The sequence below is a fragment of the Kribbella sp. NBC_00709 genome (genome assembly GCF_036226565.1).
Taxonomy (GTDB): domain Bacteria; phylum Actinomycetota; class Actinomycetes; order Propionibacteriales; family Kribbellaceae; genus Kribbella.
Genome location: NZ_CP108996.1, coordinates 7,880,307 through 7,894,409, shown reverse-complemented (window position 1 = coordinate 7,894,409; position 14,103 = coordinate 7,880,307). Strand labels below are relative to the sequence as shown.

The window sequence follows — 14,103 nt, the reverse complement described above, 5'->3', positions numbered from 1 at the left end:
CTACTCGCGCCAGCCGGTGAGGTCGACGGACTTGCCGGAGTCGACGCGGAAGGCAAGTTTGACGGTGGTCTCCTGGCCGGCGGCCAGGTCGAGCTTCCAGGTGACGACGCCGAGGTCGGTGGTTTCGGCCGGCTCCGGTTCGGCGCTGAGCGGCTTCACGGTGATCTCGTGGTCGCGGGACACCGGGAGCTGATCGAGGACGGTGATCCGGGCGTTGCGCGGGGTGTGGTTCTCGATCTTGGTCTCGTACTCGACCTGGCGCCGGCGGGTCGATCCGAGCGTCGCCTTGCTCGCTTCCCGGCGTACCAGCTTGCGTTCGACGCGGATGCGGTCGTCCAGTCCGAGCGCGAGCTCGACATCCTCACCGGGCGCCCACAGCGGCAACGCGGCGGCGCCGACGTACTCCGCCTCGTGGAAGACGGAGGCCTTGCCGGCGGGGAGCGTGTGCGCGGACGAGTTCACCACCGTGGCACGCAGGTGTACGTCGGTGGAGCGGACCGGTGCGGTGATGTAGTCCAGCTCGGCGTCGAGGTCGATCGCGGCGATCGTCGCGCGATGGGTCGCTCCGTCGGCGGGTACGGCGACGGGCCGCGGCGGGGTGTAGCTCGCGGCGGTCATGCCCTGCTCGACGGTCGCCTCGACAGCAGCGAACGCCGGCGCTGGGGCCATCTCGGCCCTGTCGCGGCTCAGTGGACGGCCGGCTACTTGCAGACCGAGCGGGACAGCGGCACCGGGCGCGATCGGCATCGGCGGGTGGGAGCGGTCGAGGTACCACGGGTCGAGCTCGGGGACCTTCGCGGTGACGGTGGGCCGAGCCGTCGACAGGGTCAGGTCGCACTCCGGCCAGTCCTCGCCGGTGTGCTGGGTGATCAGGCCGTACCAGTTCAGCGTGAGGCGGTCGCCGGTCAGACGCACGTCGTACGAGCTGATCCAGTTGGCCGCCGGCACGACGTACGAGAGCTCGATCTCCACCTCCGCCTCGGTCTCCAGCGCCAGCGCGATCGCAGCGGTGCGCCGGTCGGGAGTGCGCTGCTGCGTGATCGCAGCCAGCCGACGGTCCGCGGCGGCGAGCCGGTTCTCGGCTTCGCGGCGTCGTGCGGCGAGCTCACGTCGCGTCGCCCGTACGGCGGAGAGCCGGTCGGTGAGCGACTCGGTGAACCCGCCCAGCTCGGCACCTGCTTCGCCGGACGCCAGCGTGCGCGCGAAGCTGTTGCCGGCGCGCCGAGCCAGCTGGGCGAGGAACGTGTCGAGCTGCGCCTGGACATCGTCCGCGTCGGCGAGCTGCGCGACCTCGTCCTGCGCATCGAGTCGTGCCTGCTCCAAACCCGCGACCGTCTCGTCCGGCGCTTGTGGATGATGCGCGATCGCCAGGTCCACGCCGAGCACGGTCGCGGGTCCACGTCCGGCGACGCGCACCGAGTCCTCCTCCAGCGACAGCGGCAGCGGTTCGACGTACACCGTCTGGTCCCCGGCGGGCACAGTGATCTGTCCGCGGCGGGTCACTCGCGCCCGGCCCGGATAGACAGTGACAGCAACGATCGGCGCATCCACCACGAGTTGGTCCATGTCCCGACAGTAGCCGCCGCCCGGGACTACTTCCCGGGCGTGACAGGCCAGGCGATGTCGTCGATCGCCAGCCACGGAGCGGCGGCGACAGCGGCCGGCGTTGCGCCTGCGAACGCGGTGACTTCGCGGTGCAGGTGGGACTGATCGACGTACCCGCTCTCGGCCGCCACGGTGGCGACCGATCGCCCCGACGCCAGGAGGTGGGCGGCGTGGTCGAAGCGGACGAGTTGAGCGGCTCGTTTGGGGGTGATGCCGAGCTGGGACCGGAAGCGCGCCCACAGGCGTTTGCGGCTCCAGCCGACCTCGCTCGCGAGACCGTCGACGCGCACTCGCCCGCCGCTGGCGAACGTCCGCTGCCAGCTGTGCGCGACCTCTGCATCGACGGACGCATTCAGGCGCCGGCCGAGGACATCCACCACGATGGCGAAGCGCTCGTCCCACGACGCCGTGGCACGCAGCCTGTCCTCGAAGCGGCCTGCGCCCCGGCCCCACACGTCCGCGAACGACGCCACTGTCCCGGTCAGCTGCGGCGATGCGCCGAACGCCCTGGCCGCCACGACCGGAGACAGCCGGACCTGCAGACACTCGCCCAGCCGGCCCGCCGCACGCACGTCGTGGGGGAGAAGCCCGATGAATGCACTGCCCGTCTCGGTCCGGCCGTGCGCGTCGTACACGATGCCGTCGTCCTCGCTGAGATCGACGATCAGAGTCACTGCCGGATGCGCGACCATGGCGATCTCCACGAACGCAGGCACCCGGTGCCGGAACCCGGCCATGCTCACGCCGGGCAGCAGCCCCGCGGAGCGTGGTACGGCGATATCCACCCGAGCCCAATCAGGTGGCGCCATGGTCGAGCGCATGGACCGATGCTAGGCCCGTTCTGCGAACTCCAGGACGAGCTTTGCGGTCTCCTCAGGTGCTTCCAGCGGCGCGATGTGGCCGATTCCAGGCAGCATCTCGATGCGTACGCCGGGCACCACGGCGTACTCCTGGGCTGATGCCGGATCCCACCGGGGGTCCGCGGTGCCGAAGACGACCAAGAGCGGTACGTCGAGCTTGGCGAGCCGCTCGGGGACGCTGCACTCGGTGATGTATTCGCCGTTGCAGCGCAGTACGTCGACGAAGTCGCGGTACGGCAGCCCCCGGAGATCGGCGACCAGCTCGACCGGGATGTCCACCTGCCGGGCGCACGTCGCGTTGATCCCCTTGCGAATGAGCTTGTCCGAACGCAGCGCCCAGATGAGGCGGCCGAGGGGCGGACCGGACAGGGCGCGGATGAGCGGTCGCTGGGGGAGGAGCGCCTCGAGCCTGGGACCGGTGCTGATCAGAGCCATCGCCTTCACCAGTTCGGGGCGCTGCTCCGCGAGCGAGGTGGCGACGTACCCGCCGCTCGAATGCCCGACCACGACGAGCGGCCCCACGTCGAGAGCGTCGATCATCGCCGCCACCCGGGCCGCCTGCGCGGGGATGTCGTACGACGTCACCGGTGCCGAATGCCCCAATCCGGGCAGGTCGATCGTGACGACGTGATGCCCGCGGGCCAAGGCCGGGATCATCGGCGCCCAGCACGCGCCGGATGCCCCGGAGCCGTGGATGAGCAGCACCGGGGCCGCTTGCCGGGAGCCGGTGTGGACCACGTGCACCCCGTGCGACTGCTGCAGGTCGTTCTCACTCATATCGATCACAATGCGCGTCCGGCAGGTTGTCGGTCTTGTACAAATGTCCGTAGTCTCGAAAAGCAGCTAAGGAGACTCTGATGAACCAAGGCTTGCTGAACTCGTTGACGGATGCCGAGCGTCTGCTGGTGGCGGAGACCGAGCGCGACGCGTTGAAGGGCCTGGACGAGGACGAACTGCTGGACCTGCATCAGCGGATCCGGCGCGCTCGCACGAAGTACGTGAAGAACTACCGGCGCGGTGCGAGCGCGGCGGTTGCCGACGTCGGCGGTCGCGGCATGTCGTATCCCAGGAACCAGCGCGACCGCGACAAGGCCGAGCTGTTCGAGTCGGTGCTGGCGAAGGTCAGTCGTGAAGTCGCCTCGGCCGCCAACCGCGCATCGATGCAGTTGCGCACCGAGCGGCTCGAAGCGGCGCGCGCAGCCAAGGCCGCGGCACCGGCGACTGGTGGGAGCGACCAGCCCAAGTCCGCGGCGGTCAGCAGGCCGCGGGCAACCAAGACGACCGGCGGGCTGAAGAAGGACGCGTCGACCCGGGCGATGGGAGCACGCCGGCAGGCCAAGCGTGACTCCCGCTGAAGTTCACCCGAATCGGGGGATCACAGCCGGGGCGCGGCCACGGTCTGCTGGTTCGGTGCGTCGACGGAGGTTCGCGAAGACACTGGTGATCGGCGCTGCGCTGGTCACGGTCGGCTTGGCGTACGCCGTCCTGGTGCCGAACGGCGCGGCGGGTGCCGATGGGCCCCAGTCCGACCAGATCGACGCCGGGCGGCGGCTGTTCGCGGTCGGCTGCTCGAGCTGTCACGGCATGCACGCCGAGGGCGGTACCAACGGCGCAGGCCGGGTCGCCGGGCCTTCGCTGATCGGTGTCGGCGCGGCCGCGGTCGACTTCCAGGTCAGCACCGGACGGATGCCGGCCGCCCAGACCAACGCGCAGATCCCCCAGAAGCCGCCGGTGTACACCGAGCAGGAGATCGCGGAGCTGGCGGCGTACGTCGCCTCGCTCGCCCCAGGTCCCGCCATCCCGGCGACGGACGAGTACGACGTCAGCAAGGTGACCCAGGCGGAGCTCGTCCGCGGCGGCGAGCTGTTCCGGACCAACTGCACGGCGTGCCACAACTTCGCCGGCCGCGGCGGAGCGCTCCCGAACGGTCGCTACGCGCCGTCCCTGATGGGTACGACGCCGCGGAACATGTACCAGGCGATGCTCACCGGCCCACAACAGATGCCGGTGTTCTCCGACGCCGTCCTGCTCCCCGAGGACAAGCGCGCGATCATCGCCTACATCGTTGCCCTCCAGCAGGCGGACGACCCGGGCGGATTTGGGCTCGGGCGGCTCGGACCGGTCTCCGAGGGCCTGTGGGGCTGGCTCGTCGGCATCGGTCTGCTCGTCGTGGTCGCCGTCTGGATCGGGGCCAAGGTGCCCCGGATCCGCCGCCGCTGACCAGGACACGAGAGGTCTTCGGTCGCCGAACCCTGCCGCAATCGGGTCGAACCGGTTAGTCTCGATTCCCGAAGCATGCACACAGAGTGGGGACCAGTCCAGCCACAGAGCACGCCCGCCCGGGGAGGGGTGACGCGCGTGACGAGCCAAGGGCTCGATCGAGAGCGTGACGCGTTCTGGCAGTCGGCGGACGGCAAAACGCCACGGCCGCCGCTCACGCTGGTCATCCGCGAGCGGCTGCATTCAGCGCTCGACCTGGGCGTCCGGTCGCCGCTGACCATGGTGATCGCACCGGCCGGCACCGGGAAGACGGTGCTGCTCTCGGACTGGGTGACGCGCCGGCAGCGCTCGGGGCAGCCGGTGGTCTGGGTCTCCGGTCAGACTCCCGGCTCGCTGCAGGGATTCCTCGAGCAGGTGGACGGCGCCGAGGCGTCGCTGATGCTCGACCCGATCGTCGTCGACGATGCGCACTTGTTGCCTGCCTCAACCGTCACCGCGCTGGCGCGCGTTCTGCAGCAGTCGCCGCACACGGTCCGCCTGCTGCTCGCGACCCGGTACGACCTGCCGGTTCCGGTGTCCGAGCTCGAGCTCCGGGGGATGGCCTTGACGCTGCGTTCGCGCGATCTGCGCTTCAACGACGCCGAGGCGACCGAGCTCGTGCAGGCGCACGCCGAGCATGCGACCGCGGACGACATCACGCTGGTCCAGGAGAAGACGGCCGGCTGGGCCGCTGCGCTCGTACTCGCCGCTCGAACGCTGCAGGCCTCCGGTGACGTCGTGTGGCCCCTGGCCAACCAGCGGCCCGTGCTCGACCTGCTGCTCGGCGAGACGCTGAACACTCTCGACCCGCAGGTCCTGGCGATGCTGCTGAGTACCTTCGGCGCCTCGTCGCTGACCGGGCAACTCGCCGCCGTGCTGAGTGGTGACGCCGAGGCGGGCTCGATGCTGGAGGACCTCGCCGGCAGCGGTCTGCTGGTGACGGCGTATGCCGACGGCACGGCGAGCAACCCGCACTACCGGTACCACCCGTTGCTGGTCGAGCTGCTTCGGCGGCGGATCGCGACCAGCGCCGAGGACCGCCAGCTGGTCGTCACCGCCCACCACCGCTCTGCCCTGTACTACGAGAGCCGCGGGGACAGCGAGACCGCCTTGCGTAGCGCGTTGGGCGCCGACGATCCGGAGCTGGTCGAGCGGATCGTCCTCGGGCACGGGCCGGCGCTCCTTGCAGCAGGTCAGGCCGAGCTGGTCGAGGCCGCCTTCGACGCGCTCCCCGCTGGGTACGTCGACGAGCATCCGCACCTGTTCGGGGTCCGAGGCCTGCTGCGACGGCTGACCGGTGACGTCGCCGGCGCCGTTCAGGATGCCGCCTCGGCCGACGAGATTGTGGCCGCGGCGGCACCGGTTCGACCGGAGGACGATGCGCTCGCTGCGGACGCTGTACTGCTGCGGTTGTGGGAGTCCCGCTACGGGTGGCAGGACGTGCACGTGGCGATCGACCGGGCGAGGTCGCTGCTGACGCTGGCGCCCGAGGACGGCAGCGGTACGCCGCGCGCCGTACTCGGTCCGGAGCGGTTGGCCTGGCTGCTGATCGAACTCGCGGCCGCGGAGACCTGGGCCGACGAGCTCGATGCGGCGCTCAGCCATCTGGACGAGGCCCTCGTGACCGCCCGGATGGCGGGCCATCGTCAGCTCATCGCCGGCGGCCTCGCGCATCGGGCCGTCGTCCAGCACGCGCGCGGCCAGGTCCAGAACGCGGCGCAATCTGCGCAGGCCGCTCTCGACGTGGGGGGAGCCGGACTTCCGCCGGAGTACGCCGTCCGCGCCCAGGTCGTGCTGGGATTCGCAGCGGTGAGCGAGCTGGAGCTGGACAGGGCGGGGCAGCACCTGGAACAGGTCGTCGCTGCCGATGTGGCCGGGTCCGACACCGTGGTCGTGGGACTGCGCGCGATGTTGCGAACGGTGCTCCTGGTCGAGCGAGGTCGTCTCGGGGAGGCGTTGACCGAGCTCACCAGCGACCCCGTGGCGGCGGGTCCGTTGCCGTCGTACCTGTCCCGGGATCTGGCGTTGCTGCGGTCCTGGCTGGCGACCTTGCTCGGCGACAAGTCCACGGTCGACACGCAGCTGCTGGTGCTGGAACGCACCGGCAACGCGATCGAGGCCGACCTGGTCCGGGCCATGACCTCGATGGTCCAGGAGGACCTGCAGGCGGCGCTGAAGCTGCTCGACGCCGGGCTCGACCGGCCGGACATCTACCCACCGCTGGCCTCGGCCGCCGCCTCGTTCCGCACCGTACTGCTGGACCGGACCGGCGACGATCCGGCCGCCGAAGCCGCGCTCGTCGACACCCTGAACCGCGTCACGCCGCAACGCATGCTGCACGTGCTCACCTCGGCCGGCGACGAACCCGCGTTCCTGGACCGGCTGCGCCGACACGTCACCGGTCCGAATCCGCATCCGTTCGCGGCGGTCGCGCTCGAGAAGCTGACCGACTACCAGGCGGGCTGGAGCCAGGCCGGTGGGATGACCCCGCTGGCGCGGACGCGGCCGGACGCGCACATGCCGCCACCACGCCGGCTCGACGCAGTGGTGAACGGCGCCCGGATCCGGCTGACCGCCCGAGAGGCCGAGGTGCTCGACCAGTTGGCGCTCGGCAGCTCGTACGCGGAGGTTGCCCAGGCACTCTTCATCACCGAGAACACCGTCAAGACACATCTGATCTCGCTGTACCGCAAGCTCGGCGTCGACAAGCGATCCGCCGCGCTGCGGACCGCCCGGACCGTCGGTCTGCTCTAGTGTCCCGGATCACCTGGAGCGGGTGAGCTGCGCGACGAGGGCAACGAGGAGGAGCGATGGCGGGTCCGAACGGAGTCCTGGGGCGGCTCGCCGGCAAGGTCACCAGCCGGGTCGTCGAAACCGTTCAACCGGACCTGGTGCTGTCGCACGTCGACCTGGACGCCCTCCTCGACCGGATGGACGTCAACCGGGTGCTGGACCGCATCGACGTCGACCGCCTGATCGACCGCATCGACCTCGAAGGGCTGATCGACCGGATCGACGTCGAGCGGTTGATGGACCGCGTCGACGTCGAACGATTGCTCGAGCGGGTCGACCTGGATCTTCTGGTCGCGCGGATCGACATCGAGAGCCTGGTACGGCGGTCCGGTCTGCCCGAGGTCGTCGTCGAGAGCCAGACCCGGCTGGCGGGATCGGTCGTCGATCTGGGCCGCAGACAGCTCGCCGGACTGGACGCCGTACTCAACCGTGGCGTCACCCGCATGCTGCGCAGGGAACCCGAGCCACGATCTCGAACCGTCACCGGACAGTACGCCGGCGCGTGGAGCAGAGCGACCGCCACCGCACTGGATCTGTTGATCATCGCAACGACTTTCACGATCGGCCTGGCCGGCGTGAACCTGCTGACCACGTCCTTCTGGGGCCTGTCGGTACGACATGCGCTTCCGGCAACGATCGCGCTCGGGGTGCTCGCGTTCTGCTACGCGTTCGGCTTCCTCGCGGTTGCGGGCCGCACACCCGGCCAGGGAGTCGTCGGCCTCCGTGTCGTGCGCTCCGACGGCGGCACGATCCACCCCGGGCAGGCGCTGCGCTGGGTGGTGGGCTTCCCGCTCAGCGTCGTACCGGCCGGGCTGGGGTTCGTCCCGATCATCTTCCAGCGCGAGCATCGGGCGCTGCACGACCTGATCGCCGGCACCACCGTGGTCTACGACTGGGGCGAGCGGCCCGCGGAGCTGCCCGGCCCGTTGTCGGCGTTCCTCGCCCGGCAGGAGAACGGCGGTTCACCCTAATCGGAGGAGGCCGGGGGCGGGCCCGCTTGATGGGATGAGGCGTCCAGCGCGGCCACCGCGTCGCGCGCCTGCCATCGAGGAGTTCGCATGACCCATCTGGTGGTGCTCGGTCTGGACAGCCGCGAAGACGCGGAGCGTGTGATCCAGCTGACCGAGGATCTGGCGAAACAGCAGTTGTTGCAGCGCGAGGACGCGGCGTACGCCTACAAGGACGCCAAGGGCAAGGTCCGGATCCAGCAGACCATCAACCTGACCGGCGCGGGCGCCGCGAGCGGCGCGTTGTGGGGCACGATGATCGGACTCATCTTCCTGAACCCGCTCGCCGGCTTCGCTGTCGGCGCGGCCTCCGGTGCACTCTCCGGCAAGCTCACCGACATCGGCATCAACGACGACCTGATCAAGCACGTCGGCCAGGAGTTGCAGGAAGGCCACGCCGCGGTGTTCCTGCTGGCTCGGTCCGCGACCGTCGATCGTGTCGTCGACGCACTCAAGCCGTTCAGCCCGACGATCATCCAGACCAACCTGACCAAGGAGCGCGAGGACGAGCTCGTCCAGGCTCTGCAGAGCTGACCCGCCCTGATCCCGCCCAGTGACCGAAGGTACTGAGGAGGTTTGGTGAACACGATCGCACGCGACTTCGATCCGATTCCTTCGACCCGGTACCAGGTCCGGGTCGCCGTCGTTCCGCTCAAGCAGGCCGCGGACGAAGCGGACGCGCTCGCCGTACCGGTGGCGGCCGGGGTCGAGCCCCCGGAGGAACTGGGCACCGACCTGGCCGGACTGGAGTCCGCCGGCTTCACCGGTCAGCGCGGTCAGACGCTGGTTCTGCCGCGTGCCGATGGTCCCGTCCGCGTCGCGGTCGGGATCGGCGACCGCGGCGAGACCGACGCCACGCTGGTCCGCGATCTGGCCGCCGAGTTCGCCCGGGCCGTGCCGTGGCACCGCAAGCTCGCGATCGAGGTGGCGGCCGGAGACTCGGCGGACTTCGGCCTCACGGTCGCCGACTTCGCGCAGGCCGTGACCGAAGGGGTCCTGCTGGCGCGCTGGCGCTACTTCGTCGGCCGCGACGCCGAACAGCCGACGCTGGAATCCCTGCTGATCGTGGCGTCCGAGGAGGACACCGCGGCGGCCGAGACCGGTGCCGAACGCGGCCGGGTCGTCGCGGCGGCCTGCAGTCTGGGCCGCGACCTGGCGAACTGCCCTGCGACGACGCTGTCCGCGGTCCGGATGGCTGAGGTCGCCGTCGAGGTCGGTACGGCGGCGGGCCTCGAGGTCGAGATCTTCGACAAGGACCAGCTGATCGCGATGGGCTGCGGTGGCCTGCTCGGCGTGAACCGGGGCAGCGTGGAGCCGCCCCGGATGATCCGGCTGCGTTACCAGCCCGCCGATCCGACCGGCCGGATCGCGTTGATCGGCAAGGGAATCATGTACGACTCCGGTGGCATCAGCCTGAAGCCGAGCGACGAGTCGCACGCACAGATGAAGAACGACATGACGGGCGCGGCGACCGTACTCGCCTCGATGACGGCCCTGCGCGACCTCGGCTGTACGGCGGCCGTGACCGGCTACCTGATGTGTACCGACAACATGCCGTCCGGGTCGGCGATGAAGCTCGGCGACGTGCTGACGATGCGCAACGGCACCACGGTCGAGGTCCTCAACACCGACGCGGAAGGACGTCTCGTGATGGCCGACGCGCTGGCGCTGGCGACCGAGGAGCCGGTCGACGCGATCGTCGACATCGCGACGCTGACCGGCGCCTGCCTGCGCACGTTCGGCGTCGAGATCGCGGGCGTGATGGGCAACAACCCAGCTGTAGTGGAGCAACTGCGACGGGCCGGCGACTCGGTGGACGAGCCCGTCTGGGAGTTGCCGCTGCACCGGTCGTACCGGTCCCAGCTCGAATCGACGATCGCCGACATGACGAACATGGGCGGGATCAACGCCGGCTCGATCACCGCCGCGCTGTTCCTCGAGGAGTTCGTCGACGGCAAGCCCTGGGCCCACGTCGACATCGCGGGTACGGCGCAACTGCCGGCGCCGCGGACGTGGCGGAACAAGGGCGCGACCGGCTTCGGCACCAAGCTGCTGATCGAGTTCGCGCTCGAGTTCGCCCGGCCGACGGACGGTGCGGCATGAACGCGAAGGCGGTCCCGGAGGACCAGCCGGTCAAGAAGGGCGGGATGCAGAAGGTCCTCGACGGTATCGAGCGGGTCGGCAACAAGGTCCCGCACCCGGCGCTGATCTTCCTGGCCCTGATCGTCATCGTCATCGTGCTGTCCCAGATCCTGTCCTGGGCCGGCACCAGCGTGACCACCGAGGTCGCCGAGCCGGCCACGGTGCAGGTCGCACCCGAATACGAGGGCGGCTCCAGTGTCGCCGGCAACGATGCCCCACCGGCGCCGGCGATCCCGGACTACACGATCAAGCACGAGACGATCACCGCCGAGAGCCTGCTGACCGGCGACGGCATCCGGTTCATCTTCACCACGGCGGTGCAGAACTTCAACGACTTCGGCGTGGTCGCGGTGATCCTGGTCGCGATGATCGGGGTCGGCGTCGCCGAGGAGGCGGGGCTGATCGCCGCGTTGATCCGGAAGATGGTGAAGGTCGCGCCCAAGGGGGCGATCACGTTCATCATCGTGCTGCTCGGCGGCATCTCGAGCGTCGCGTCAGATGCGGGTTATCTGGTCCTGATACCGCTCGGCGCGGCCGCGTTCGCCTCCCTCGGGCGACATCCGCTGGCGGGCATCGCGGCGGCGTACGCCGGGGTCAGCGCGGCGTTCTTCGTCAACGTGCTGATCACTCCGGCCGACGGCATCATCACCGAGGTCACCAACGAGACGATCAAGCTGGTTTCCCCCGACGTACACCTGAACGTCACCCACAACTTCTACTTCAGCATCGCCGCGACCCTGTTCTGCGCCGCGGTGATGACGTTCATCACCGAGCGGCTCCTCGAGCCGCGACTCGGCAAGTACGACCCGGCCGAGGCGCCGTCCGACGCGCCCGTCGACCACCAGCCCAGCGAGGAGGAGATGCAGCTGGAGTCGCGCGGACTGCGCTGGTCGGTCTACTACCTGCTGGTCGCGGTCGCGATCGTGTCGGCGCTGACGTTCATCCCCAACGCCCCGCTGCGCAACCCGGACACCGGCGAGATCTTCGGGTCGTCGCCGTTCATGAGCAGCCTGCTGTTCATCATCTCGATGCTGTTCCTGGCTGCGGGGCTCGGCTACGGCAAGGGCGCGAAGTCGCTGACCGGCAGTACGAACGTGATCAACGCGATCGTGAAGACGTTCAACGGGCTCGGCGGACTGATCTTCCTGATGCTGCTGATCGCGCAGTTCATTGCCTACTTCAACTACACGAACATGTCGACGCTGGCCGCGACCGGCCTGGCCGACCTGCTCGAGCGCGCGGACATCGGGGCGTTGCCGCTGCTGATCGGCTTCATCCTGCTGGTCTTCATCATCGACCTGATCATGCCGGGCGTGATCCCGAAGTGGGCGATCCTGGCGCCGATCTTCATCCCGCTGTTCTACCGGCTCGGCATCGCGCCGCAGACCGTGATCGCGGCGTACCGGGTCGGCGACGGTCCGGCGAACGTGATCACGCCGCTGATGGTGTATCTGCCGTTCATCGTGCTGGTCTGCCAGAAGTACCGGAAGAAGGCCGGTATGGGCACCGTGGTGTCGATGATGCTGCCGTACACCGGCATCGTGCTGGTGGCCTGGACGCTGTTCTACATCGCGTGGTACCTGATCGGGATTCCGTGGGGCCCGGGCGCACCGGTCCACCTCGGCTAGGCCCGTTAGGGATCAACCATGGATGACGGGACCCTCAGCCTGATCATCCTCGGGCTGGCCGTAGTGCTGTTCGTGTGGAACCGGCTGCCCGTCGACGTCGTCGCGGTGCTCGTCGCCCTGGCCTTGTGGGTGACGGGCGTGCTGGGCTTCACCGACGTCCTCGCGGGCTTCGGTGACCCGGTGGTGATCTTCATCGCCACGCTGTTCGTGGTGAGCGAGGGCGTCGACTCGACGGGTGTGACCGCGTGGGCCGGCCAGGCCATCGTCCGGTACGCCGGAACCACGCGAAGCCGGCTGCTGATCGCCGTGACGGCGTTGTGCGCGGTGTTGTCGGCCCTGATCACCCTGAACGGGGCCGTCGCGGCCCTGCTTCCGTTGGTGGTCATGCTCGCGATCCGGATCTCGGAACCGCCGTCGCGGATGCTGATGCCGCTCACCTTCGCGGGTAGCGCCGGCTCGCTGCTGATGCTGACCGGGACGCCGGTGAACATCATCGTCTCGGAGGCCGCGAGCGATGCCGGCGCCGGCCCGTTCCCGTTCTTCGCCTTCGCGGTCGTCGGGGTGCCGCTGGTCATCGGCACGATCGCGATCTCGGTCCTCCTCGGTCCCAAGCTGCTGCCGGCCGCCCGGCCCACGCACCCGGCCGCCGATCTCGCCGTGCATGCGGACACGCTCGACGTTCACTACGCCCTGCGGGACGGCTTCTACCGGTTGCAGGTGCGCGATCTCTCGCCGTCCCTCGGGCAGAGCGTGCGCGACATCGACCTCACGCCGTACCCCGGGGTCGCGATCGTCGGCGTGCAGGACGGGCAGGGCAACAACCGCACGGATGCGGCCATCGACGTCGGCGACGTGCTCGTGGTGACCGGGCCGTCGGAGCAGGTCGGCGTGCTGACCACCGACCTGATGCTCGCGGTCAGCATGGCGCCGGTCGACGACCTGCTGACCCGCGAGTCCGGCGTGGTCGAAGCGGTGATCCCGCCGCGGTCGGGACTCGTCGGCGAGACGGTGTTCCCGGGGATGCATCGCGGGCACGACCTGGTGATCATCGCCGTCCAGCGGATGGGCAAGGACCGTGGCAATCGGCACACCCAGCTGGCCGAGGGGGACGCCATCCTCGTGCACGGTCCGTGGGACACCCTCGACGAGCTGAGCCGCGACCGGGACATCCTGCTGGTCGACTCGCCGGAGCTGGTCCGGCGGCAGGCGGTGCCGTGGGGCCCGAAGGCGTCGATCGCCGTCGCGATCCTCGCCGCGATGGTCGTGCTGCTCGCGACCGGCGCGGTACCGCCGGCGATGGCCGGTCTGCTGGCGGCGACGGCGATGGTGCTGACGAAGGTGGTCGGTCCGCAGCAGGCGTACCGTGCGATCTCCTGGCAGATCGTCGTACTGATCGGCGCCTTGATCCCGTTGTCGGGCGCGATCCAGTCCAGTGGCGGCGCGGACCGGATCGCCGACCTGATCATCGACGCGGTCGGGTCTGGCCGGCCGTACCTGTTGCTGCTGGCCCTCTTCCTGCTGACCGCCGCGCTCGGGCAGATGGTCAGCAATACCGCGACAGTGCTGATCGTGGCGCCGATCGCGGTCGCGGCGGCCGAGGGCACCGGTACGTCGGTGAAGCCGGTGCTGATGCTGATCGCCGTCGCCGGTGCGGCCTCGCTGCTGACCCCGATCTCCACGCCCGCGAACATGATGATCATGAGCCCGGCCGGCTACCGGTTCGGGGACTACTGGAAACTCGGCCTGGTCGTGATGGCGTGGTGGTTGCTAACAGCAATCATCATCGTCCCGCTCGTCTGGTCGTTCTGA

At 69.7% G+C, this 14,103-nt stretch carries 11 protein-coding genes; 8 read left to right on the top strand and 3 right to left on the bottom strand.

The annotated features are described in order from the left end of the window. The 3 genes from OHA18_RS38495 to OHA18_RS38485 are packed head-to-tail and all read right to left on the bottom strand — an operon-like array spanning position 1 to position 3,242. The gene (locus tag OHA18_RS38495; protein WP_329000319.1) at positions 1-1,566 is read right to left on the bottom strand and encodes a DUF4139 domain-containing protein; all 1,566 of its coding nucleotides are present in this window, start codon (positions 1,564-1,566) and stop codon (positions 1-3) included. Between the two features lie 26 nt (positions 1,567-1,592). Then, positions 1,593-2,426 (bottom strand): helix-turn-helix domain-containing protein, encoded by an 834-nt coding sequence (locus OHA18_RS38490; RefSeq protein WP_329000318.1) that lies wholly within the window; start codon positions 2,424-2,426, stop codon positions 1,593-1,595. 9 nt (positions 2,427-2,435) lie between these two features. Further along, a complete protein-coding gene (locus tag OHA18_RS38485) occupies positions 2,436-3,242 on the bottom strand; it encodes an alpha/beta fold hydrolase (protein ID WP_329000317.1) in 807 nt (268 codons plus the stop codon). Positions 3,243-3,322: 80 nt separating this feature from the next. Here OHA18_RS38485 and OHA18_RS38480 point away from each other — a divergent pair, with 80 nt between their 5' ends. From OHA18_RS38480 to OHA18_RS38445, 8 genes are all read left to right on the top strand, one after another. Then, entirely contained in the window at positions 3,323-3,820 is a 498-nt protein-coding gene (locus OHA18_RS38480) for a hypothetical protein (protein WP_329000316.1), read from the top strand. Positions 3,821-3,875: 55 nt separating this feature from the next. Then, positions 3,876-4,685 carry a cytochrome bc1 complex diheme cytochrome c subunit gene (qcrC, locus tag OHA18_RS38475; protein ID WP_329000315.1) on the top strand — a complete coding sequence of 270 codons (810 nt, stop codon included), beginning with the start codon at positions 3,876-3,878 and terminating at the stop codon, positions 4,683-4,685. Positions 4,686-4,823: 138 nt separating this feature from the next. After that, a complete protein-coding gene (locus OHA18_RS38470) occupies positions 4,824-7,478 on the top strand; it encodes a LuxR C-terminal-related transcriptional regulator (RefSeq protein WP_329000314.1) in 2,655 nt (884 codons plus the stop codon). Between the two features lie 56 nt (positions 7,479-7,534). After that, complete coding sequence (locus tag OHA18_RS38465) at positions 7,535-8,488, top strand: RDD family protein (RefSeq protein ID WP_329000313.1); 954 nt, start codon at positions 7,535-7,537, stop codon at positions 8,486-8,488. An 87-nt stretch (positions 8,489-8,575) separates the two neighbouring features. After that, on the top strand, positions 8,576-9,058 hold the full coding sequence (locus OHA18_RS38460) for a DUF1269 domain-containing protein (RefSeq protein WP_329000312.1): 483 nt from the start codon (positions 8,576-8,578) through the stop codon (positions 9,056-9,058). A 45-nt stretch (positions 9,059-9,103) separates the two neighbouring features. Continuing rightward, entirely contained in the window at positions 9,104-10,627 is a 1,524-nt protein-coding gene (locus tag OHA18_RS38455; RefSeq protein WP_329000311.1) for a leucyl aminopeptidase family protein, read from the top strand. Beyond that, positions 10,624-12,294, top strand: coding sequence for an AbgT family transporter (locus tag OHA18_RS38450; RefSeq protein WP_329000310.1), 1,671 nt, complete (start codon positions 10,624-10,626; stop codon positions 12,292-12,294). Before OHA18_RS38455 ends, OHA18_RS38450 begins: the two co-directional genes overlap by 4 nt. Positions 12,295-12,312: 18 nt before the next feature. Further along, entirely contained in the window at positions 12,313-14,103 is a 1,791-nt protein-coding gene (locus tag OHA18_RS38445) for an SLC13 family permease (protein ID WP_329000309.1), read from the top strand.